The 24179-nt window shown below is 51.1% G+C and carries 20 protein-coding genes and 1 pseudogene; 2 read left to right on the plus strand and 19 right to left on the minus strand.

Translation table 11 applies throughout. The annotated features are described in order from the left end of the window. Positions 1-158: 158 nt before the first annotated feature. The 8 genes and pseudogenes from GJ1_RS04060 to GJ1_RS04095 all read right to left on the minus strand — a co-directional run bounded on the left by GJ1_RS04060 (position 159) and on the right by GJ1_RS04095 (position 9892). Positions 159-1472, minus strand: coding sequence for a (Fe-S)-binding protein (locus tag GJ1_RS04060; RefSeq protein ID WP_066228817.1), 1314 nt, complete (start codon positions 1470-1472; stop codon positions 159-161). Beyond that, positions 1472-2881, minus strand: coding sequence for an FAD-binding oxidoreductase (locus GJ1_RS04065; RefSeq protein ID WP_025948808.1), 1410 nt, complete (start codon positions 2879-2881; stop codon positions 1472-1474). The genes GJ1_RS04060 and GJ1_RS04065 overlap by 1 nt, the downstream gene beginning before the upstream one ends. Before the next feature lie 13 nt (positions 2882-2894). Then, complete coding sequence (locus GJ1_RS04070; RefSeq protein WP_236567204.1) at positions 2895-3560, minus strand: FadR/GntR family transcriptional regulator; 666 nt, start codon at positions 3558-3560, stop codon at positions 2895-2897. A gap of 457 nt (positions 3561-4017) precedes the next feature. Beyond that, positions 4018-5337: an ABC transporter substrate-binding protein gene (locus GJ1_RS04075; RefSeq protein ID WP_066228823.1), complete on the minus strand. Its 1320-nt coding sequence runs from the start codon at positions 5335-5337 to the stop codon at positions 4018-4020. Between the two features lie 17 nt (positions 5338-5354). Next, positions 5355-6167 (minus strand): carbohydrate ABC transporter permease, encoded by an 813-nt coding sequence (locus tag GJ1_RS04080; RefSeq protein ID WP_066228825.1) that lies wholly within the window; start codon positions 6165-6167, stop codon positions 5355-5357. After that, the gene (locus tag GJ1_RS04085; protein ID WP_066228827.1) at positions 6164-7108 is read right to left on the minus strand and encodes a carbohydrate ABC transporter permease; all 945 of its coding nucleotides are present in this window, start codon (positions 7106-7108) and stop codon (positions 6164-6166) included. Before GJ1_RS04085 ends, GJ1_RS04080 begins: the two co-directional genes overlap by 4 nt. Continuing rightward, a complete protein-coding gene (locus GJ1_RS04090; protein WP_066228830.1) occupies positions 7105-8208 on the minus strand; it encodes an ABC transporter ATP-binding protein in 1104 nt (367 codons plus the stop codon). Before GJ1_RS04090 ends, GJ1_RS04085 begins: the two co-directional genes overlap by 4 nt. 194 nt (positions 8209-8402) lie before the next feature. Beyond that, positions 8403-9892: pseudogene (locus tag GJ1_RS04095) on the minus strand (peptide MFS transporter). A 369-nt stretch (positions 9893-10261) separates the two neighbouring features. Here GJ1_RS04095 and GJ1_RS04100 point away from each other — a divergent pair. Both GJ1_RS04100 and GJ1_RS04105 read left to right on the plus strand, forming a co-directional pair. After that, positions 10262-10645 carry a hypothetical protein gene (locus tag GJ1_RS04100; RefSeq protein WP_066228833.1) on the plus strand — a complete coding sequence of 128 codons (384 nt, stop codon included), beginning with the start codon at positions 10262-10264 and terminating at the stop codon, positions 10643-10645. 157 nt (positions 10646-10802) lie between these two features. Further along, positions 10803-11318 (plus strand): gamma carbonic anhydrase family protein, encoded by a 516-nt coding sequence (locus GJ1_RS04105; protein ID WP_066228837.1) that lies wholly within the window; start codon positions 10803-10805, stop codon positions 11316-11318. Positions 11319-11585: 267 nt separating this feature from the next. Here GJ1_RS04105 and GJ1_RS04110 read toward each other — a convergent pair whose 3' ends face one another. From GJ1_RS04110 to GJ1_RS04160, 11 genes are all read right to left on the minus strand, one after another. Beyond that, on the minus strand, positions 11586-12581 hold the full coding sequence (locus tag GJ1_RS04110; protein WP_066228912.1) for an alpha-ketoacid dehydrogenase subunit beta: 996 nt from the start codon (positions 12579-12581) through the stop codon (positions 11586-11588). Beyond that, the gene (pdhA, locus tag GJ1_RS04115) at positions 12578-13648 is read right to left on the minus strand and encodes a pyruvate dehydrogenase (acetyl-transferring) E1 component subunit alpha (protein ID WP_044731569.1); all 1071 of its coding nucleotides are present in this window, start codon (positions 13646-13648) and stop codon (positions 12578-12580) included. Before pdhA ends, GJ1_RS04110 begins: the two co-directional genes overlap by 4 nt. A 31-nt stretch (positions 13649-13679) precedes the next feature. Next, on the minus strand, positions 13680-14474 hold the full coding sequence (locus tag GJ1_RS04120) for an ABC transporter ATP-binding protein (RefSeq protein WP_066228839.1): 795 nt from the start codon (positions 14472-14474) through the stop codon (positions 13680-13682). Then, a complete protein-coding gene (locus tag GJ1_RS04125; RefSeq protein ID WP_066228841.1) occupies positions 14449-15441 on the minus strand; it encodes an ABC transporter permease in 993 nt (330 codons plus the stop codon). Before GJ1_RS04125 ends, GJ1_RS04120 begins: the two co-directional genes overlap by 26 nt. 14 nt (positions 15442-15455) lie before the next feature. Continuing rightward, entirely contained in the window at positions 15456-16472 is a 1017-nt protein-coding gene (locus GJ1_RS04130) for an ABC transporter substrate-binding protein (protein WP_066228844.1), read from the minus strand. Between the two features lie 84 nt (positions 16473-16556). Continuing rightward, the gene (locus tag GJ1_RS04135) at positions 16557-17699 is read right to left on the minus strand and encodes a Glu/Leu/Phe/Val dehydrogenase dimerization domain-containing protein (RefSeq protein WP_066228849.1); all 1143 of its coding nucleotides are present in this window, start codon (positions 17697-17699) and stop codon (positions 16557-16559) included. A gap of 186 nt (positions 17700-17885) precedes the next feature. Then, a complete protein-coding gene (locus tag GJ1_RS04140; protein WP_167346083.1) occupies positions 17886-18884 on the minus strand; it encodes an NAD(P)H-dependent flavin oxidoreductase in 999 nt (332 codons plus the stop codon). A gap of 369 nt (positions 18885-19253) precedes the next feature. Continuing rightward, positions 19254-20111 (minus strand): phenylacetic acid degradation operon negative regulatory protein PaaX, encoded by an 858-nt coding sequence (gene paaX, locus GJ1_RS04145; RefSeq protein ID WP_066228855.1) that lies wholly within the window; start codon positions 20109-20111, stop codon positions 19254-19256. Between the two features lie 210 nt (positions 20112-20321). Then, positions 20322-21533: a 3-oxoadipyl-CoA thiolase gene (pcaF, locus tag GJ1_RS04150; RefSeq protein ID WP_066228858.1), complete on the minus strand. Its 1212-nt coding sequence runs from the start codon at positions 21531-21533 to the stop codon at positions 20322-20324. Positions 21534-21559: 26 nt separating this feature from the next. Further along, positions 21560-22423 carry a 3-hydroxyacyl-CoA dehydrogenase gene (locus GJ1_RS04155; RefSeq protein ID WP_044731156.1) on the minus strand — a complete coding sequence of 288 codons (864 nt, stop codon included), beginning with the start codon at positions 22421-22423 and terminating at the stop codon, positions 21560-21562. Positions 22424-22658: 235 nt separating this feature from the next. Next, positions 22659-24176, minus strand: a complete 1518-nt coding sequence (locus tag GJ1_RS04160) for an aldehyde dehydrogenase family protein (protein WP_066228861.1) — start codon at positions 24174-24176, stop codon at positions 22659-22661. Positions 24177-24179: the final 3 nt, after the last annotated feature.

Genomic DNA, 24179 nt, shown 5'->3' on the forward strand with positions numbered 1-24179 from the left:
CCTAACCTCTATTTACCTAGTTGTAAAACACATAGCCCTTCTACCATCCAATTTTCTTAATTACCATACATTCTTTTTGCCCCCCCTCAATAGAAAACGTTTTCACAAATGTTTATGTTAAAAAACAGAGATGCTCGGTTTTGTATAATATTGATTTTTTAAATCCACCTATTTTCCGTGACTTCACATGCCTCGGCGAGCAATTCAACAAGATGAACTGCCTTTATATGATCATGGAGATTTTCCTTGGCAATGCCCACCTTCATTTGCAATAAACAACCTGGATTAGTCGTTACAATAACATTCGCCTTTGTATCCTTAATATCAGACATTTTTGCATTAAGGATGTTCATAGACTCTTCAAAATGAATTAAATTATAAATCCCACCCGAACCACAGCAAAGGTTAGGCTTATTTAATCGTATAAACTCAATGCCTTCAATCGACTGAATCAATGCTTCCGGCTCTTTTGTAACTTTTTGAACATTAGTCATATGGCAAGAAGGCTGGTAAGTAACCCTGTAAGATAAGACTCTCTCTAGTTTTAAACCAAGCTTATTTAAAATCACGCTAATATCTGCTACCTTTTGCTTAAAATGTCTTGCGCGCTCCAACCATTCGGGATCACCTTCGAACAATCCATCATATTCCTTCAGCATGGCGCCGCAACCTCCCGCGCTATTTACAATATAATCAAACTCCTCTTTTTCAAACACTTCAATGTTCCGTTTTGCCATTTCTTTTGCTAGTTCTTCTTCCCCAGCATGCAGTTGCAACGCACCGCAACATGTTTGATCATTAACTACGACAACCTCGCAACCAACCTTTTGCAACAGGCGAATGCTAAGTAAATTAATTCGGTAAAAAACCGCTTCCATCACACAGCCGGTGAAAAATGCAACTTTCAAAGCCGGACGCTCGCTAATCGAAGGGTATCGGCGACCATCGTTTTTTCGAAAAGGAGGTTTCGCTTCAGTTAACCCCTTATCAAATAACTCCAACTTTTTCGGGAGCAAATATCGAAGCGGCTTCATATGAACAACCTTTTTCACACCTGATTTCTGATATACCCATAGAAAGCTACCAAGCTTATTCATGATGCTTTTACTTGGAAACACATGTTTAAAGACGAAACCCTCACAAAAACGCCGCAATGGAGACGAAGTCTGCTTTTTGTGATAGCGAATACTGCCTTTTACAAGCTCAAGCATTTTCCCATATTGGATGTTGCTCGGACAAACATGTTCACATGCACGACAGCCAAGACAAAGATCGATTGGAACACTTAATTCATTCACTGTGATATGTCCCTCTGCCGCCATGCGAACAAGATTGATGCGCCCCCTTGGGGTTTGTGTTTCCGTTTTCATTGTCAAATAGGTAGGACAGGAGGGCAGACAATAGCCACATCGAACACAGTCATATGTTAAATCCGCCGCCTTCTTTAAATACACGTTTTCTTGGGCTTCCATTATCTTAACACCAACCTGTCACCTGGTTTTGGGAAAATCTTTCCTGGATTCATAATGTTATTTGGATCCCACGCCTGTTTAATGCGTTTCATCATTTCAAGCGAAAACTGATCAAATTCCATTGGCATAAAGGACTTTTTCATCAGCCCGATTCCATGTTCCCCGGAAAGCGTTCCTCCGAGATCAAGGGCGGCTTCAAAAATCGCAGCCACCGCTTTCTCTACCTTCTTCATTTCCTCTTTATTGCGCTGATCACAAAGAATGTTTGGATGAAGGTTTCCGTCGCCGGCATGCCCAAAAACAACGAGCTCGATGTCGAATTTGTCTTTAATTTCCCTTAACCGTTTTAGAAAAGATGGAATTTGGCTTCTTGGAACCGTCGCATCTTCAGAAATTTTCGTCGGTTTATGTCGCGCAACAGCCGGAGACACAAGTTTTCGCGCTTTCCACATTTTTTCTTCTTGGTCACTCGTTTCAGCTTTTTGGACGCGCAACGCTCCTGTCTTTTGCATTAATTTATAAACATAGTCCGCCTCATCTCGAATAGCTAGGGGATGACCGTCAAGTTCTATAAAAAGAACCGCTTCGGCATTGATAGGCAATCCCATCGGCCGGTAACTTTCCACCGCCCAGATAGACGCTTGATCCATGAACTCGATCTTCGACGGAAGAATCCCCGAAGTAAGTACATTGGTAATCGCATAGCCCGCTTGCACAATATCATCGAAAACTGCCATAAGAGAAATCGTCGCCTGCGGTCTTGGAATAAGACGCAAAATTGCCTCTGTAATAATGCCAAGTGTTCCTTCTGAGCCAACAATTAATTTCGTTAAGTCATAACCTGTGACATTTTTGATCGTTCGTCCACCTGTGCGTATAATATGGCCTTCCGGTGTGACGACTTGCAATCCTAAAACATAATCTTTCGTTACTCCGTATTTCAGCCCCCGCGGCCCGCCCGAATTTTCCGCAATATTTCCAGCAATCGTCGAGACATTAGAACTGCTCGGATCTGGGGGATACATAAGACCAACTTTTTGAGCAGCCCGATCAATGTCAGCTGTAATTACACCTGGAGAAACAACAGCAATCATATCATCCCTGTGGATTTCCAATACATCATTCCATAAAGATACATCAATCACTATCCCGCCCTCAATAGGCAAAGCCCCTCCACTTAATCCAGACGCATTCCCTCTTGGTGTAATGGGTATTTTTTCTCGATTGGCGAGCTTAATAATTTCAGAAACTTCCTCCACACACTTCACTTGACAAACAAGATCAGGCACAAAAAAACCAAAAGACGCATCATACCCATAACTAAGAAGATCTGTTTTTTTAATAAGAACTCTTCTTTCTTCTCCAATAATCCGAACAATTTGATCTACAATATCCGGTTGTAACGGCATCACTCACCACCTCTTATATACCTTTGTAACGAGCGATGACACTTTCAAGATGATAACGCATAGCCTGACGTGCTTTTACTCCATCACCAGACAATATGGCTTCATAGATAGCACGATGCTCTTGAAGCACCTTCACAGGATCTCCTGCTCCGGCAAATGTATTGACCGCATTTTTCGTAACAGATTTAAAAAGCTTATCAGAGATGAATTCCATTATTCTAAAAAACAGCGCATTTTGAGACATTGACGATATTTGCATATGAAAAGAAAAATCTGATCTAGCCGGCAATTTTCCTGACATAACCTCTTTCTCCAGCTCAGAAAACAATTGTGTTAACTTTCTTTTACCATCTTCTGTTCCTCTTATTGCTGCATAATAAGCTGCTTCCACTTCAATCGCTTGGCGAAATTCCATAAGTTCATGAATTTCAGTGTCGTCATCCCCAAAAATATAATTTAAATCAAGCAAATGGTTTCCTGTCTCCCTTACAAAGGTTCCTACTCCAGGGCGTATCTCCAAAACACCAATAGCTTCCATAACAGCAATGGCTTCCTTAATTGTTGTGCGTGATACCTGAAACTTTTCCGCTAAATCACGTTCCGAAGGTAGTTTATCACCTGGCTGCAACTGCCCCAAACGGATAGCTTGTTGAATTTGTTCAATAATCGCTTGGTACACTCTTTTCTTCCTGATAGGCTTAATATCCATTTTTTCCTCTCCACATTCCTTAGAAGTTAATATTTCTGAAGATCTCTCTTATGGTCGGCAATTCCTGAATAAGTAGTAATAAAAGGAGCAGATAACTTTTTGTTCAATAAATATTGTAAACCTTCGGAGGTTCAGTGGTTGGTCCACTGTACCACTACACTTAGAATGTACCATAAAAAATATTTGTTTGTAAATAATAAATTTACTAAATATATTAAATATTTAATTTTTTATTAAGTATGTTAAGCTTTTCAGCTTTATTTATGACATATAAAAAAGTTGTTTCAAAAAATTGTATTTACTTCTATGGGCTAAATATTTTGCTTTATGCGTATATACATCAATAAGAAAAGGCGTCCCGATCCTTTTGGGGACACCTTCTGTTTATTTTTCCTCCTTCCTCATAGTTCGGGAAAAACCTTACACCTCAACGCCCCGCCCCCTGCAACGCCCGGTTCGTTTCTTCGGCCGCCTGATCGAGCGCTTCTTGCGGGTCGATTCCTTCATACAACCGTTCCATCGCTTTCACGACATGTTGCCGAGATTCAGGGAAGACGGTGATGAGCGCCCCTTGGGTGGCAGGGGTTGATTTTGTTTCATGCAGCTGGTCCACCGTCACTTTTAATTGCGGGTATTTCGCCCATTCATCTTTGACGAGCGGCTCATCGTACGCAGCTGGATTGATGGCAAAATACCCCGTGCGCACATGCCACTTGGCTTGGACGGGAGCGGTCGTCAAGTATTTCATGAACTCCCATGCCGCTTTTTGTTCCTCTTCACTGCTTCCTTTCATCATCCAAAGCGAAGCGCCGCCGATAATGACGCCTTGGCGCTCGACGCCATCCGGAACAGGCAAATACGAGACGCCAACGTCAAACGGCGAGTTGTTGATCACCGTTTTCACGCCAGCGGATGAATCTAAATACATGGCGATTTTTCCCGCTTGGAAGGCGGCGCGCATGTCGTCCCAATTTTGGCCGGCGTTGTAAAACGTGCCGTCTCGATACATGTCGCGGATCAACTCAAATACACGCTTTCCTTCCGTTCCGTTAAACACCGCTTTTGTCGCGTCGCCGTTTCGGCCGTTGTCGTTGTTCACATACAATCCGCCTTGCACGGCCACCATTTCTTCGAAAAACCAGCCGTAGTTCAAAATGGAAAATCCGTACCGCTCCGTTTCCTTTCCTTTTTTCTTTGTCAGCTTTTTCGCCGCTTCTTTCAACTCGCTGTAGGTGAGCGGCGGCTTTTCTGGATCGATCCCGGCTTCGCGAAACGCATCTTTATTGTAAATCAATACAGGGGTTGACGAGTTAAATGGCATCGAGTAAATCCGCCCGTTCACCGTATAATAATTGACAATATTTTTCTCCCATTGCGAAACATCATACTTGTCTTTATCGATCCATGTCTGCACCGGGACGACCTTTCCGCTGTCGATCATATGCTTTGTCCCGACTTCAAACGTCTGCATGATCGTCGGCGCGTCTTTTGTCCCGGCTACCGCATTCCATTTCGTCAGCGCCTCTTCATAGGTGCCTTGAAACACCGGCTTCACCTCAATCTCTGGATGGGTTTGGTTAAAATCAGCGACAATGTCATTCAGTACCGGCTCCAAATCCCCGCTCATCGAATGCCAAAACACCACTTCTGTTTTGCCTCCCGCCGCTTCGCCCGCATCTTCACTTGAGCATCCCGCGGCAAGCCCAATAAACATCAAGGTTAAGAAACTGGCCAAAACCTTTCTCATCTTGTTTCTCCTCCCCACTATTGAATCGCTCCTTGCATAAGCCCTTTGCGCAATTGCTTCTGTCCGGCAAACAACAGCAACAAAGTCGGAAGCATCGCGATAACCGCCGCTGCCATGACGACGCCCCAGCTGCTGGCGATCTCTTGCGTCTGCAGCTGCTTGAGCCCGATCTGCACGGTGCGGACGCGATCATCGTTTGTAACGAGCAGCGGCCATAAATACATATTCCAAGCGTCCAAAAAGCTGTAAACAGCCAGCGTTACCAAACTCGTTTTTGAAAGCGGCAGTACGACGCGGCAAAAAAAGCGGAAATTCCCGATGCCGGACAACTGCGCCGCCTCATACAGCTCGTGCGGAATTTGCTTAAACTGCTGCCGCAATAAAAAGATGCCAAACGCCATCGCCCAAAACGGCACGATGAGCCCTACGTAATGGTTTGTCCAGCCAAGCGCTTGGATTGTCAAAAAGTTTGGGATCACAGTCGCTTCCCACGGAACGAGCATGGTGGCAATGCAAATGTAAAACCACCGATCCCGACCCGGAAAGCGGAGAAACACAAAAGCGAAAGCGGCGAGACTTGACACGATGAGGCGCCCCAATGTAATCATGAAAGCCACAAAAAAGCTGTTCCATAAATATCTCCCAAGCGGCGCCTGTTGAAACGCGGCCTCATAATTGACCAATGTCCAATTCTCAGGCCATAGGCGTCCTGACAAAATAGCGGCTCCATCCATCAAACTCATCAGAAGAGCATAAGCCACTGGAAACAAGATGACAACCGAGCATAGGCATAACAACACATAGTGAGCCGTTGCCCGCGCCGCTCTCATTGGTAATGCACCTTCCTCTCGGCAAACCGAAACTGCAAAAAAGTGACGAGGGCGATGATGAGAAAAAGTACAATGGCTTGCGCGCTCGCGGAACCAAACTGATAGTTGACGAACGCTTCCCTGTAAATCGCGTAAACGAACACATTCGTGGCCTCCACCGGCCCGCCTTTCGTTAAAAAGTCAATTTGTCCGAACGTTTGCAGCGCTTGAATGAGCGAGACAGTCGTGACAAAAAACAACGTCGGCGACAACAGCGGCACAGTCACTGTCCACAGCTGGCGCCAATAGCTCATTCCAGCGATGCGTGCGCTTTCGTACAAGGATGGATCGATGTTTTGCAGGCCGGCCAGCAACAATAAAAAGGTCAGCCCGATATTCATCCAGATCGTCGCCGCCGCCACCGCATACAATGCCGTGTCCTGGTCAAGGAGCCATGAAACAGGAACCCCGCCGATCGCGGACAACAAACGATTGATGATCCCGATCGCCGGATTGTACATAAACATCCAAATCACCGAAGCGACTCCCACGCTCATCCCCATCGTAGAAGCAAAAATCGTCCGGAAGATTCCGATTCCTTTCCGCGTTTCATGAACGAGCAACGCTAAACCGAACGAAACGGCGACCGTCGTCGGGACAGTGAGCGCCGCAAACAGAATCGTCGCCTTCAAACTATGCCAAAACGAATCATCTTGAAGCAGGGCGACAAAATGCGCCAAACCGGCAAATTCCGTCGGCTGCCCTTGATAATCCGTGTGAAACACGCTTAAATACATCGTCCTCCCCAACGGGTAAAAGAGAAACACGCCAAACAGCAGGAGCGAAGGAAAAAGATACACCATCCCTTCCAACCACGATTTCATTGCGGCCTGCCGCGCCGCCCGCTTCGTCCGGACCGACCATGGCGCTGGGGGGAAAACCGGTGAAACGCGCTCATTCATTGGCGAACCCGCACCTCCTCTCGCTTGATGGACGGCGCCCCGATCCGCTTTCCACGCTCATCGAAAAAAAGGAGAGCCTGCTCATCAAACGCCAACGGCACCACTTCCCCCAAACGGATACGCCATTGTCCGTTCCATCGTGCCGTCCAATAAAGATTTTTCGCCAACTCAAACGTCACTAACGTTTCATTGCCGAGCCACTCGATATGGCTGACTTGGGCTGTCACATGTTCTTCTCCGGATTCCGCCCGATCAATATGTTCCGGCCGCAGTCCGACAGTCACCCGTTCAGCCTTCGGCAAGGAACGGCCCATGAGGCGGATGGGCCGTTCGTTTTGCAATAAGAGTGAATGTTCCAGCACATGCGCTTCCGCCAAATTCATCGGCGGTGTTCCAATAAATGAAGCGACAAACGTGTTATCCGGGCTATTGTATACATCGAGCGGGCTGCCGATTTGCTGCGGACGGCCGTCATGCAAAATCATCATCCGATCGGCCATTGTCATCGCTTCCGTTTGATCGTGAGTGACATAAATAACGGTCATGCCGAGCTGACGCTGCAGACGGCGAAGCTCGCTCCGCATTTTCGCCCGCAGTTTGGCATCTAAATTGGAGAGTGGTTCATCCATTAAACAAAGCGGAGTTTGTGCGACGATCGCCCGTCCTAAGGCGACGCGCTGACGCTGCCCCCCTGACAATTCCCGCGGCTTCCTCTGCAACACATCGGTCAGCCCGAGCAGTTCCGCCGCTTCCATGCAACGTTTCACTTGTTCCTCTTTCGGCACCTTTTGCGCCTGCAAGACAATCCGCATATTTTGCTCCACCGTCAAATGCGGATATAGCGCGTAGTTTTGAAAGACCATCGATAACCGGCGGGCATGAGGAGGCCAATCGTTCGCCACTTGCCCGTCGATCAGCACATATCCTGATGTCAGCGGCTCAAGGCCAGCGATCAGCCGCAAAATGGTGCTTTTCCCGCATCCCGATGGGCCGACAAGAACAAAAAACTCCCCTGATTCAATCGCGACATTCACATTCTCGACCGCGCTCTTTTTCCCTCCATACGATTTCGTCACCTCGACCAGTTCAAGAAACGCCATCCGCTTCTCTCCCCTTTCCTCTTGTCTATTCCATCGTAATCCATTTTTGTAAATACTGTCTGAACTTATTTTTTGATTTGTGTAAATATTTTTTTAATAAAAAAAGACGCCCTGCCAACGCAGAGCATCCTATCACAAGTTTACAACCTTTTTGATCATCTGTTTTCCCTGTTGATACAAAAGTCAGCGCGATATTAACGAACGCCCTTCATCAGCCGCTGAATGCTCGGTGCGAGCGCAAACAAGATGATGCTTAATACAATCGCCGCACCGCCGACGTGCCGAAATACATCGTTTCGTTTTCCGGGGTGTAAAAGCGCACCAACTGAGCATTGATCGCTTGCGCGGCGGCGTTCGATAAAAACCAAAGGCTCATCGTTTGCGCTGAGAAGGCCGCAGGCGCAAGTTTCGTCGTCGCCGACAGGCCGACCGGCGACAGGCAAAGCTCGCCAAGCACGACGATGAAGTAGCTCAACACGAGCCAAATCGGATGGACAAGCCCTCCGCCGCTCAAATGACCCGGAACGAGGATGACGATGAACGACAGGCCGGCAAACAACAGGCCGAACGCGAATTTTTGCGGGATCGTCGGCTGCCGTTTGCCGAGCTTCACCCACATCCAGGCGAACACCGGTGCTAAAGCGATGATAAATAACGGGTTCAGCGATTGGAACCACGCAGGCGACAAGTGGATGCCTGCTACATCCAACTGCGTCCGCTTATCCGCATAGTTTGCCAAAATCGTCGATCCTTGCTCTTGAATCGCCCAAAACATCGCCGAAGCGATAAACAGCGGAATGTATGCGATCACACGCGGCCGCTCTTCCGCTGTCGTTTTCGGACTGCGGTACATCACGACAAAATAGATGATTGGGATGATGATTCCTAAGATGCCGACAAGAGAAATAAACGTTTCCACAGTAAACAAACCGTTCGGAATCAAGATCGCAAGCAGCACGGCAATGACGACTGCTCCCACGGCGATGATCGTTGCCGCTTTTTTCTTTTCCGCTGGCGTCAATGGATTCGGCACGTACGTCCCCGCCAACCCGAGATTTTTCTTTCTTGTCGCGATGAAGACAATCAATCCGAGAAACATCCCGACAGCCGCAAGTCCGAAGCCGAGATGGAAATTGTACTTCATCCCCACCGTGCCGACAACTAACGGAGCAAGGAACGCTCCAAGGTTAATGCCCATGTAAAAAATGCTAAATCCAGCATCGCGGCGGTCATCGCCTTGTTGATACATATCGCCGACAATGCTTGAGACGTTTGGTTTCAACAACCCGGTTCCCAGGACGATGAGCACCATCGACACAAACAGCGCCGCCACCCCGCCTGGAATCGCCAAGGCGATATGGCCGACCATAATGAGGAGGCCGCCGTAAAAGACCGCGCGCGATGTGCCGAACACCCGGTCAGCGAGCCAGCCGCCGATGATTCCGGACATGTACACAAGCGCGCCATAAATCGACATAATCGCGAGCGCTAGATGTTCATCAAGCCCCAGTCCTCCTTTGGATACTTCATAGTACATGTAATACACTAAAATGGCGCGCATGCCGTAGTACGAAAAGCGCTCCCAAAACTCCGTGAAAAAGAGCGTGAACAGCCCTTTCGGATGGCCGAAAAAGCCGCGTTGTGGAACGCTGGCGGCGATTTGTTGCTTGTCGATCGATGCCATAACCACTACCTACCTCCTTTAAACTCTTTTAATATAATAATTCATTATGTTTATATTGTCAAAAAATTTTCGGATGATTCATATATTATCTTTAATTTCAACAAAAACGCATTATCATATAAAAATTCACATTATTTAGATATTATATTATTATTGACATTGAAAAAACAATTGCCGCTGTCTGTTTTCTTGTTCAGCCAATCTTGGAAAATCCTTTTACCCTTTTCGCCGGTCATGTTATAATAAATGGCGGGGGATCGTAGCTTGCCTACAGCACCATCTCCTCTCTTCCATCTCATCCACCTTTGTCCACCGCCCCGCAATCCCCCTGCATTGCATTCATCAGTCGGTGAGGAAAGGATGTTGCCCATGAGCGAACCGTGGCATCTTATTTTGGACAAGCTTGAAACCATGCAGCAGGAAATGGCGGAAATGAAAGAGCACATGGCCACCAAGGAAGAGCTCGAAGACATCAAGGCCAATATGGCCACCAAACAGGAGCTTGAGGACATGAAAGCGAATATGGCGACGAAAGCGGAGTTGAATGAACTTAAAGCCGACATGGCAAAGGGATTTGCCGCCGTTCATCAAGCCATTCGGGAAATCGATGCGATCGTGAAGCGGCTTGAGCAAAATCAAGAGCAACAACTGCAACTATTGTTGCGCCAAGAACGGATCATCGATGTGTTATGCCGCCGATCGCTTGAACATGAAGCGGCGATCGCTGATCTCCGTCTGGCCATCAAAAGCTAATATACACCTCGTTGCCGCTTTCGCTCCCCGTGACGTTGCGCATTGATCTATGCTTCCCGATACGGAAAAAGGCATTTTTCATTCCGGCCATTTCCGTTCTCGTACGAAATGTGTTATACTTATTGTTATACGGATCACCAATTGAAGGGGGATGGGGATGCTGTATCCGTATAACGGAAAACGTCCGAACGTCCATGAAACCGCATTCATTGCCCCGGGAGCCTATTTGATTGGAGACGTCACCGTTGGGCCGGAATCGACCATTTGGTTCAACGCCGTGCTGCGCGGCGATGAAGGGCCGATTACGATCGGCGCCCGAACGAGCATTCAAGACAATACGACCTGCCATTTGTACGAAGGGTCGCCGCTCGTTGTGGAAGACGAAGTGACGGTCGGGCATAATGTGATCCTTCACGGTTGCACGATCCGCCGGCGCTCGATCATCGGCATGGGGTCGACGATTTTGGACGGAGCCGAAATCGGTGAAGAATGCATCATCGGCGCCAACACGTTGATTCCATCCGGCAAAAAGATTCCGCCCCGCTCGCTCGTCATCGGCTCCCCTGGAAAAGTGGTGCGTGAGCTGACGGATAAGGACCTTGAGCTCATCCAGCTGTCGATTGATACATACGTGCAAAAAGGAAAAGAGTATCGCGAGCAGCTGGGCAAATAGCGTTAGCAAAAAAGCGATGCAAGGAAAGATGGCCGCATGAAAGAGCGATATCCGCGGCCATCTCTTCTTTTCAGTACACCAACACCAAAAAGGGCATCCGAGAAGCAACGGAACACCCTTTACACGAAACGCCTTAGAAGGCCGGTGAAAAACGATGATTTCGGCCAAATTGGTTGGTGTTGTCGGAAATGAGAAGCTGATTTTTCAAGGGTTCTCAACTTGAGGAGATCGGATTTTAAGCTGCTTTTTCATTAAATCACCAGCCTTTTAGAAGCTCATCACTTTTTCAATCGCACGCAAAACACGTGCCGGCGTTGGCAAATAATCGTCTTCATAGGCGAAAAACGGCACAGGGACGTCAAACCCCGTCACCCGTTCAACCGGTGCATGTTGGTAGAAAAACGATGTATCATTGATGACGGCGAGAATGTCATTAGCCAGCCCGCCGGTCGCATGCGCTTCTTGGACAATGACGGCTCTCCCTGTCTTTTGCACCGACTCGGCAATTATGTCTTTATCGAGCGGGTAAAGGGTGCGCAAGTCGATGACATCGGCATCAATCCCTTTTTTCTCCGCTTCTTCCGCCGCCTTCATGGCGACTGGCACCATGGCCCCCCACGCGATGACGGTCACATCGTCCCCTTCGCGCCATTTTTTGCCTTTGCCGATTTCAATCGTGTATTTTCCTTCCGAAACGTCTTCGCGGAACGCGCGGTAGCTGCGCATCGGTTCGAGGAACAAAACAGGGTCCGGATCTTCAATGGCGGCAATGAGCAGCCCCTTGGCGTCATACGGCGACGCGGGGCAGACGACTTTGATCCCTGGCATATGGGTAAACAGCGCTTCCGTGCTGTCGGAATGAATTTCCGGGGCTCGCACGCCCGCGCCGTACGGGGCGCGAATGACCAAGGGCACGGCAAAATGTCCTCTCGTCCGTGACCGCATGCGCGCCGCGTGGGTCATAATTTGTTCATACGCCGGATAGATGAAACCTAAAAACTGGATTTCGACGACAGGACGGAATCCGCCAAGCGCCATCCCTATCGCAGCTCCGGTAAATCCCGCCTCGCTTAACGGAGTGTCGATCACCCTCTGCTCGCCGAATTCCTCAAGCAATCCGTCCGTGGCGCGAAACACCCCGCCATTTTTCCCGACGTCTTCTCCGAGCACGATGACATCTTCACGCTCTTTTAGCATGATGCGAAGCGCGTCATTAACCGCTTGCACAAGCGTAAGCGATTTCGTCCCCACCTCGGTGATCATCTTGCCATCCCCCGCTTCCACTGAAGATACGCCTCTTTCTGCTCGGCGATCGTCCATGTCGGCTGCGCGAACACAAAGTCAAACATATCCGACGCATCCGCCTTTGGATAACGTTCCATTTCGGCCACCGCCTGCTCGATTTCCGCGTCCACTTCCGCTTGCACTTGATTCGCCCACTCTTCATCCCACCAGCCTTCCCGCTGCATGAACCGCTCAACTCGCTTGATCGGATCGGTCGTTTCGCGCCGTTTTTGGCTTTCCTCCTGGTCGCGGTATCTGGACGGGTCATCGGACGTCGTATGCGCGCCGTAACGCCATGTCACCGCTTCGATTAACGTCGGCCCTCCTCCGTTTCTCGCCCGTTCAAGCGCCTCAGCTGTGTGGAAATAGACGGCAAACACGTCATTCCCATCGATGCGAAGACCGGGAATGTCGTACGCCAGCGCCTTTTGGGCAATCGTTTTCGTCTTCATCTGACGGGTGATCGGAACAGAGATTGCATATTGGTTGTTTTGGTTGAAAAAGACGACAGGCGCGTTGAAAACGCTCGCGAAATTCAATCCCTCATGGAAATCCCCTTCTGATGTCGCCCCATCGCCGAAGTACACAATGACCGCATTGTTCGTCCCCTTCCACTTTTCCGCGCACGCCGCCCCTGCCGCCTGGGGAAGCTGCGTGGCGATCGGGACGCTCGGCGGTACAATCTTTTTTCCTTCAGGAGGGACGCATCCTTCCGTCCGCCCTTTCCAGTACAAAAGGGTTGTCGTTAACGAACGGCCGAACGTCATCATCGCTCCATGGTCGCGATAAGTAGGAAACATCCAATCCCCATCGCGGAGGGCAAGCGCGCTTCCGACTTGACACGCCTCTTGCCCTTCGTACGGCACATACGTCCCGATGCGCCCTTGCCGCTGCAGGCTGACACATTTTCGGTCAAACGTTCGCGTTCGAATGAGATGACGGTACATCGTCATCGTCAACGGTTTTGTGATTCGTTCACGATACTCGGGCTGCACGATCGTTCCTTCTTCGTTCAATACTTGCACGATAGGGAAGTTGAGTTCCATACCATTCCTCCTCATCGTATCGTTGACAACATCAACTCAATATCGCACGGTCGCTTGCGAGCTGTTCCCCGCGAATGCGCCGAAATTCCGCCAGCAGCTTTTCCACGGTCAAGCGTTTCTTTTCCTTCTCATCGACTTCCAAAATGATCTGCCCTTTATCCATCATGATGAGGCGGTTTCCTAAATCGATGGCTTGCTGCATGTTATGGGTGACCATCAAGGTCGTCAATCGGTAGCGCTCGACAATCTCTTTTGTTAAGTTGGTGATCAATTCCGCTCTCGCTGGGTCGAGCGCCGCTGTATGCTCATCCAGAAGCAAAATGGACGGTTCGGTGAATGTCGCCATAAGCAAAGACAACGCCTGCCGCTCCCCGCCGGAAAGCAGGCCGACTTTCGCCTGGAGGCGATCCTCCAACCCGAGATGAAGGGTCGCGAGCAGCTCGCGAAACTCATCGCGCCGTTTTTTCGTCACCCCGCGGCGGAGCGTGCGCGTTTGATTGCGCGCATACGCCAACGCCAAATTTTCCTCAATCGTCATGTTCGGCGCCGTTCCCGCCATCGGATCTTGAAACACTCTCCCGATATAGCGGGAGCGGACATATTCCGGCATCATGGTGACATCTTGACCGTCAATCCAAATCGTTCCTTCATCGGGAAACAGCACTCCCGAAATCAAATTCATCAAGGTCGATTTTCCCGCGCCGTTGCTGCCGATAATGGTGACAAAGTCGCCTTTTTGCAGCGACAGATGCACGTTTTGGAGCGCGATCTTTTCGTCAGGCGTCCCCTCATGGAACACTTTATAAATCCCGTTTAACTGCAACATCCGCCCCACCCTTTCCGACAGCGGCCGCCGTTGCCGCCTGGGCTTGGTTCCGCCTTTTTGCTTCTTTGCGTTTTTTCTCTTGTTGTTGGCGAACGAGCTGTGGAACAACGAGCGCCAAAATGACCATGCATGCCGTGATCAGCTTCACATCCCCTGTTTCGAGAAATTGGACGCGCAAAGCGAGGCTCACCACGATGCGGTACATGATCGCTCCACCGATCACGGAAAGCGTGGCTCGCGCGATCGTTTTCGTTCCAAATACCGCTTCGCCGATAATCACAGAAGCCAGACCGATAATGATCATGCCAATGCCCATCCCGACATCGGCAAATGCACCATATTGAGCCACAAGCGCCCCCGAGAACGCGACCATGGCATTGGAAAGCCCCAACCCTAAGACAATGAGCAAATGGGTGTTCGCCGACAGGCTGCGAATCATGCGCGGATTATCGCCCGTCGCCCGAATCGCAAGCCCCATTTCCGTCTGCAAAAACCAGTCTGTGAACCATTTAAACAAAAGAGCAAGCAACGTCATCGACAGGAGAATTCCCCATGTTTTCGCCGCGGCCGAGTCAAGTCCGATCTTTGTCCCCCATTCTTGAATGGTTGTAAAGACGGTCTTTTGATTTAAAAGCGGTACATTCGAACGCCCCATGATGCGAAGATTGATGGAATACAGCGCGATCATCATTAAAATGCCCGACAAAAGCGGATTGACCTTCCCTGCTGTATGAAGAAGCCCGGTCATACACCCGGCAGCGAATCCAACGAACAGCGCCAAACATGTCGCGGCAAACGGATTGACGCCGTGGACGATCAACGTCGCCGCCACCGCGGCCCCTGTCACAAAGCTCCCGTCCACGGTTAAATCAGGGAAATCCAAAACACGAAACGACAAATAGACTCCCAACGCCATAATGGCGTAAATCAGTCCTGATTCCACTGCCCCTGTGATGGCCGTCAACAACAGCGCTCATCCTTTCATTCCATGTATTCCGCTATTTGATCCCACTCAGGCTTCAGTTTGATCCCTTGTTTTTCCGCCGCTTGTTTGTTGATCACCAGTTTCAGCTTTTTCGGATATTCCGGTTTGATCTCGGACGGCTTGGCTTCCCCTTTTAAAATGGCGGCCGCCATTTGCCCCGCTTGATAGCCGATGTCGTAGTAATCAAAGCCGTACGCCGCAAAACAGCCTCGTTTTAACGAATCAAGTTCCCCTGTAAAAACCGGCATTTTGTTCTCATTGGCAACGCTGACAACGGATTCAATGGCGGATACAACGGTGTTGTCGGTCACGATGTAAAAAACATCCGCTTTGCCCACTAACGATTCTGCGGCCTGCTTCACTTCCGCTGTTGTCGACACGGACGCTTCCACAAACTTCAAATCCGTATGCTTCGCCGCTTCCTTCACTTTTTCGATTTGCGCCAACGAGTTTTGTTCGCCGGCGTTGTAAATGAGCCCGACGGTTTTGGCATCCGTCTGCTCATCGATGAATTGAATCGTTTTGCGAATCGCATCGGGATGGCTGTCCGTTGTTCCCGTGATGTTTTCCCCCGCCTTGTCCATCGACGGAACTAAACCGGCGCCGACCGGATCGGTCACGGATGTAAACACAATCGGAATGTCTTTCGTCGCGTTGAGCGCGCTTTGGGCGCTTGGCGTCGAGTTGGCAAAAATGAGGTCGACCCCGTCCGATACAAAGTTATTCGCAATTGTTTGGCTGTTGTTCATGTCGCCTTGGGCATTTTGAATATTGTACCGAACGTTTTTCCCTTCTTGAAAACCCTCGTCTTCGAGCGCCTTTTTAAATCCATTGAAGGCGGCATCCAGCGACGGATGCTCGATAATTTGCGTGACGCCGATAGTGACCGTTTTTTTCTCCTTCCCTTCTTCTTTCCCGCCATCGGTCGCCGCCTTTTCCCCTCCACCGCAGCCGGAGAGCATGAGGGCTCCGAACAAAACTGGAATGGCGAATCGTGCCACGATATGTTTCATGATCCTTCTCCCCTCGCAACTTCTTTTATTTGAAAGATAAGATGATTGTTTATTTTCAGATAAATCGTTTCATATGAATATACTTTAATGGCGAACATCCCACTTCGGCCGCTTTTGGTGTGTAAAGAAATGATTGCGTCGTTTGCGCTTCTCGAGCCGCTCTTCGCAAAACTGATCGGCCGCCTCGACCGTCGTTATGCCTTCCGAGTCGGCCCGCGCATAAATGGCGAGCAGTGTATCGTAAATCGCTTTCGTTTTCGCCAACACCCGCTCTTTGTTCGCTCCGTAAAGTTCATCGGCGACTTGAATGAGCCCGCCGGCGTTGACGATATAATCGGGGGCGTACACAATGCCTTTTTCTTTCAACATGCGGGCGTGGCGTTTGTCCGCCAGCTGATTGTTCGCCGAACCGACGACCGCTTTCACCCGCAGCTCGGCGATCGTGTCATCGTTGATGACGCCGCCAAATGCGCACGGGACGAACACATCGGCTTCGACGCGATAAATGTCCGTTCCGCTCACCGGTTTGACGGACGCCCCGATTCGTTTGCCGTGCGCCACGACCTCCTCCACGGCCGCTTCATTCAAATCGCACACGTACAAGTCCGCTCCTTCTTCGAGCAAACGAAGCGCCACTTTTTTGCCGACTTTTCCGAGCCCTTGCACCGCATACGTTTTGCCGTGCAAGTGTTTGTCGCCGAATACGACATTGTTCGTCGCCTGAATGCCGTACACGACGCCCTCGGCCGTTGGCACGGATGAGTCCCCGCTTCCGCCGTACGCTTCCGGAACGCCGACGATGCAATTCGTCTCTTTCAGGGCGTGCACGAAGTCGTCCGGCGTCGTCCCCATATCGGTGCCCGTATAAAACCGGCCGCCTAATGACTCAACAAACTGGCCGAACGCGCGAAACAGTTCCGGCGATTTGTCTTTGCGCGGGTCGCCGATGATCACCGCTTTGCCCCCGCCAAAATCAACATCCGCGGCCAGGCATTTATACGTCATCCCTTTCGACAGCCGAAGTGCATCGGCGAGCGCCTCTTCCGCCGTGGCATACGGATGCATCCGGCAGCCGCCGAGCGCCGGTCCAAGCGCGGTGCTATGAATGGCGATGATCGCCCTTAGGCCGGTCGCTTCATCGTGACAAAACACGACCTGTTCATGTTCACGCATTTGCAAAAACAAATCCAAGCTTTGTGACATGTTTGGTGATAACATGACATTCATCGCTTCCCCTCTCCTTTGCTTTACCGCTTGAAAGCGTTTTCAAGTTAATATAACAAAAAATTAAGTTACGTATAAATAACGTTATACTATTTTTATAGTAAATATGATGCTTGCGAGTGTCAACCCTCTGCCAAACGATTTTTCATCGCCAAAAAAAGACGCCGTTTGACAGGCGTCTTTGTTCGATCAGCGGAATAAGGCGGACAATGATTGCCACTGCGTTTTCGCTTCCGTCATCATTTGTTCAAACAGCTCCGCTACTGTCGGCACGTCATCGATCAGGCCGGCGATTTGCCCAGCATTGATGAATCCCTCATCGAAATCACCGGATAGAGCCCCGCGGCGATGCCGATCCTCCGATGTATATTGTTGAAACTGCTCAGCCGGCATGCCTTGCCGTTCATACTCGAGCAGCTTCTCGGCATACGGCGTGCGCATAATGCGGCGGATGCGCCCAACCGAACGGCCGACAATGACCGTTTCATGTTCCTTCGCCTCGATAAGCCGCCGTTTATACGCTTCATGAAACGGCGCTTCTTTCGTGGCCACAAGCCTTGTGCCGAGCTGCACTCCTTGGGCGCCAAGGGCGAAAGCAGCCAGCAGACCGCGCCCATCGCCGATGCCGCCGGCAGCGATGACGGGAATGCGGACGGCGCTGGCAACTTGCGGAATGAGCGTCATCGTTGTCAACTCAAGCGGCGAGTTGATGCCCGCCGCTTCATACCCCTCCGCGACAACGAGATCCGCTCCGGCCGCCTCCGCTTTTTTCGCTTGGCTGACCGAGGCGACGACGACGATGACCTTGATGCCATGTTCCGCAAAACGCGGAATCCATGGCGCCGGATTGCCGGCTGAAAGCGAGACGACCGGCACTTGATGGCGAATGACAAGCTCGATGATCTCTGCGGCGTGCGGCGTCACCTGCAGCGGGATGTTCACGGCAAACGGACGGCTCGTGCGCCGCTTCGTTTCGACGATCAACGCCTCCACCTCATCGGGCGGCATCGTGCCGGCGCCGATCGTCCCAAGCCCCCCGGCTTCCGATACGGCGCTTGCCAGCTCGGCGTTGCTGATGTTGCCCATCCCCCCTTGAATGATCGGATAACGAAGATCGAGCAAACGGCAAACATCATTCATTATATTCACATCCCGTAAAAAATACGTTATATATGAATTATACCTCATTTTTCAGAAAACGAGAATAATTGATGATAGAAAATTTTCGAAAAAGGAATATCCTCTCTTCTTTCCAAGATAACAGGACACTTTAAGGCTGGCGATTTCATGAAACATCGACCCCAAACATGCTTTTTCAAGTTGAGAAACCCTTTAAAATCAGCTTTTCCCTTGCACCCAAAAACACTAATCGAGCGAAAAGCATTGTTTTTCGCCAGCCTTCTTTGCTGTTCATTCGCTGAAAAATCAGCAACGATAAGCGCGCGCAAACCGACGATGTCCGTTCGGGGGACAACTTCCCCCTGCCACAGTCCCGTGCCGAACGTTCCATAAACGTCAAACGGGATGCACAGCCGTCATAGCGCCGTGCATCCCGTTTCATTCCACTGAGATCTCTTCCTCTTCTTTTTTCTCAAGCTCTGCCCCTTCCTGAAACACCGCTTCAAAGAAACGGCTGGCCGGTGCGGCAAGTTGTTGGTAATAGTCGTTGAACAAGGCGGCGGCATGGTTTCCCATCCACTCGTTCGGCAACAGCTCTTCCGGCAAGCTAGGGTCGATGAACAAAAACTTCCGGTATTCATGGACGAGCTTCGTCCGCTCGACAAAACATTCCGCGTCCGACATTTCTCCGCGTTCGATTTTATGTTTGTCAATCACGTATTTCTGACTGTAAACCGCAATAAACTGCTCGTATTTTTGGTTGATCTCTTCTAAGTTCCAGCACTTTTCGACAAGCCGCTTGTTCGTATGCGGTCCATCGTATTCGGCAAGAAAGAAGTCGACGTATGGACGAATGTCATACTTGTCGATCAAGTCGTACACTTGTTGCTCCAGATTATTCGGTGAAATCCAGCAGCTGTTGGAAATCGTGCCGAACCCGCTCCAAACAAGCTCCTTTCTCAGTTCATCGCGCAAATGCCGCTTCTCCTCAGGAATCGTATAGATGAGAATGCGCCATTTCCCGTCCCAATGCTCGGGGCGCGTTTTGTAAATGCGCCGCGCGGCCTCCTCCATCCGCTTCACGCCGCGTTCCGTGAGCGAATAGTAGCTTTTGTTGCCGCGTTTTTCCGCCCGAATCCAGCCTTGTTTGCTCATGCGCGACACAGCCGCCCGCACTGCTTGGTCGTTATGGCCGAACTCGCGGAGAAGGCGGATCAAGCTGCCGATCCAAATTTCGCCGCCGTAGTGGCGGATGTAGTCGCCGTAAATCGTAAAGATCATTGAGCGTGTATTCATTGTGAATGGACTCCCTTTATCTTGTTTTCGAACTATAATCGTAACAGACTTTTATCACGCTCGCAAGACGGGAGAAAAAACAAAAGGAATAAAAAGAGCCGCCTCACTAGGAAGCAGGCGGCTCTTGACAGCCTGCCAACGGGCGGCCGCAGCTTCGTCCGGCGTCATTTCACCAGGTCGCCTGTACAAGATCAACCTGGTGAAACACCCTCACCGTTCGTCTGCGTTTTTCACAATCGTCGCGATCCCTTGGCCGACGCCGATGCACATCGTCGCCAAACCATAGGTGACGCCGCGTTTTCTCATTTCGTAAATCAACGTCGTCAAAATGCGGGCGCCGCTCGCGCCGAGCGGGTGGCCAAGGGCGATCGCTCCACCGTTGACATTGACTTTCGCCCGATCGAGCTCAAGCTGGCGAATGCATTCAAGCGCTTGGGAGGCAAACGCTTCGTTCAGCTCGACAAGCCCGATGTCGTCAAGCGACAACCCGGCGCGGCGCAACACTTTGCGCGTCGCAAAAATCGGGCCGATCCCCATCACGGCCGGTTCGACGCCGGCGACCGCCGAGGTGACGTAAGTAGCCAGCGGTTTGAGGCCGAGTTCCTTCGCCTTCTCGGCGCTCATGATCAACAGCGCCGCCGCCCCGTCGTTGACGCCGGAAGAGTTGCCGGCCGTCACCGTGCCGTTTTCAAACAATGGAGGCAGCTTCGCCAGTTTCTCAAGCGTCGTATCCGGGCGCGGATGCTCATCTTTGTCGACGATGACGCGGTTGCCTTTTCGATCGTGGTAAATGACCGGCACGAGTTCATCCGCAAACCGATTCGTTTCGATCGCTTGCTTTGCTTTCATTTGGCTTTCGTAGGCAAATTCATCTTGCGCCTCGCGCGTAATGCCGAACCGCTTGGCGACGTTTTCCGCCGTCTGAGGCATGCTGTCGGTGCCGTACATTTCGTGCATTTTCGGATTGATAAAGCGCCAGCCGATCGTCGTGTCGTACATCTCGATGTTGCCGCGCGGGAAATCGCTTTCCGGCTTCGGCATGACAAACGGCGCACGCGTCATGCTTTCCACGCCGCCAGCGATCATGATGTCCGCCTCACCAGCCAAAATCGCCCGCGCCGCATAATTGACCGCATCAAGCCCCGAACCGCACAGCCGATTGACCGTCACCCCCGCGACTTCAATCGGCAGTCCGGCCAACAGCGCCGCCATGCGGGCGACGTTGCGGTTGTCCTCGCCGGCCTGGTTGGCGTTGCCAAAGACGACATCATCAATTTGCTCGACCGGCAATCCCGGGTTTCGCTCGATGAGCGCCCGAATGACAACAGCCGCCAAATCATCGGGCCTTACTTCTTTCAGCGCTCCCTTGTAGCGGCCAATCGGCGTGCGCACCGCATCCACAATCACAACTTCTCTGCCCATGTTTTCTCCCTTCCTTTTCCAGCGAATCAGCTGTTTTCCCGATTCGTATAGTCATAGACGCCGCGGCCTGTTTTGCGGCCGAGCCGCCCCGCTTTGACGTATTGCTCCAACAGCGGCGCCGGACGGTATTTTTCTCCGAGTTTTTCGTGCAAATATTTTAAGTTGTTCAGCCTCGTATCGAGCCCGACTAAATCCGCAAGCTCAAACGGCCCCATCGGGAAGTTGAGGCCGAGCTTGATCGCTTTGTCGATCTCTTCCGGCGTCCCGACCCCTTCCTGCAGCATATAAAACGCTTCATTGCCGACAAGGGCGCTGATCCGGCTCGTGACGAATCCCGGAAATTCATTGACCACCACTGTTTCTTTCCCCATTCGCTCGGCGGCTTCTTTCGCCACTTGTGCCGTTTCATCGCTCGTTTCAAGGCCGCGGATGATTTCCACCAGCTTCATTTTATGGACCGGATTGAAAAAGTGCATGGCGATCACCCGCTCCGGCCGCTTCGTGAACGAGCCGATTTCCGTCGGGCTCATCGTGGACGTATTCGTCGCGAAATAGCACGAGGCTGGCGCATGAGCGTCAATTGTCTCAAACACTTGTTTTTTCAGTTCAAGCTTTTCCGGCACCGCCTCGATCACCAAATCGGCATCGCGCACAGCGGCTGCCAAATCAAGCGAATACGACAGACGCACCTCGGCTTCTTGCCGCTCTCCAGTTGTCAATTTTCCTCGAGTGACCGCTTGTTCAAAAATAGAAGTGATCTCCTTCCGAGCGCTGTCCAATTGTTCTTGCTTGACGTCAACTAACGTCGTCTGAAACCCGCCGACAGCGCCGACATAAGCAATGCCTCTTCCCATTACGCCGCTGCCGACGACAACAAGACGTTCGATCATCGTCTTCCCCCTCTCCTGTTTTGGCGTATGACGGCTGATGCATCGAGCCGGCGTTTCCTTTCGCCAAGCGGCGGACGCCATCAAATGAACTTGCACCCCATCGGCAGCGACGGGGTGCTCGGCAAACGGCCGGAGGCATCCCCCATCGGCCGTCCTAAGCAATCCTAAGCCTTCAAGGCGCTGCAAGCCGAACTATACTCCCAAGGACACGACAGGCCAAGCAACGCCGGCGGCCTTAGACGCCGAACGGATTGAGCGGACGCGGACCGTAATACGACAGCACGCTTTTCGTTTCTGTGTACAAATCAAGCGCCTCGACAGACAGCTCGCGCCCAAATCCGGATTGTTTGTAGCCGCCAAACGGCGTGCCTGGGAAAGCGGAGAATGGGCTGTTGACCATGACAATGCCGGAGCGCAACTGTTTGGCTACACGAACCGCCCGACCATGATCTTTCGTCCAAATGGCGGCAGCGAGCCCATAATCGCTGTCGTTCGCCAATTCAATGGCTTCGGCTTCATCGCGAAATTTCATCACGACGACAACCGGTCCGAAAATTTCTTCTCGAACCGCTTTCATTTGATGGTTCACGTTCGTCAAAATCGTCGGCTCATACCAGTAACCGTTTTCAAAGCCAGCGACAACCGCCTCTTTTCCCCCGGCGGCGACCGTCGCTCCATCGGCGACAGCCGATTGCACGTATTCGTCAATCACTTCCAGCTGACCGCGGCTGATGATCGCCCCGACATGCGTGCCGGCATCAAACGGATTGCCGAGTTTCAGCAGCTTCGTTTTGGCCACGAACGCTTCCATAAACGCGTCATAGATGCTTTCATGCACATACAAGCGGGAGCGCGCCTCGCACGACTGGCCGCTGTTGTAGAAAATGCCGAACAACGAACCAGCGACAGCGGCCTCTAAATCAGCATCCGCAAATACAAGGCTCGGCGACTTGCCGCCAAGCTCGAGCGTCACCCGTTTTAATGTTTTCGACGCCTTCTCCATAATTTCCTTCCCGACCGGCGTCGATCCGGTAAACGCCACTTTATCGACGAGCGGATGTTCAACCAAATAGTCGCCGACTTCCGCCCCGGCGCCTGTCACCACATTGACGACCCCTTCCGGCACGCCGGCCTCATGGCAAATTTCCGCCAGCACAAGGCAAGTGAGCGGCGTCAACGACGCAGGTTTGACGACGACCGAGCAGCCGGCGGCAATGGCAGGCGCGATTTTCCAAGCAGCCATCATAAGCGGGTAGTTCCACGGAATGATTTGCGCGCATACGCCGACCGGCTCTTTTTCCGTATAGTTATGAAACGCCCCCGGCATCGGATTGACCGCCCCGCGGTGCCCAATGATCGCCCCGGCGAAAAACTCAAAATCTTCGATCGCTTGCATCACTTGTCCTTGGGCCGCCGACAACGCTTTGCCGGTATTTAAAATTTCCAACTCCACTAATTCATTGAAGCGTTCGCGCATGATCGCCGCAATTTGGTACAAGATGCGCGCCCGTTTTTGCACTGGAAAATGCCGCCATTTCCCGCGGTCAAACGCTTGCCGCGCCGCTTGCACCGCCCGTTCGGCATCCTCGCGCGTCCCTTTGGCAACGCGGGCGACCGGTTCGCCAGTGGCCGGATTGGTGACGACAAACGTTTCGCTTGAGGCGCTTTCCACCCGTTCTCCATTAATAATCAAATGATAGAAATCGCGTTTCGTTGGCATCGGTTCCATTTTCTTTTGTTTGACAGTCGCCATCGT

It is taken from the genome of Geobacillus jurassicus NBRC 107829 (genome assembly GCF_001544315.1).
Classification (GTDB): domain Bacteria; phylum Bacillota; class Bacilli; order Bacillales; family Anoxybacillaceae; genus Geobacillus; species Geobacillus jurassicus.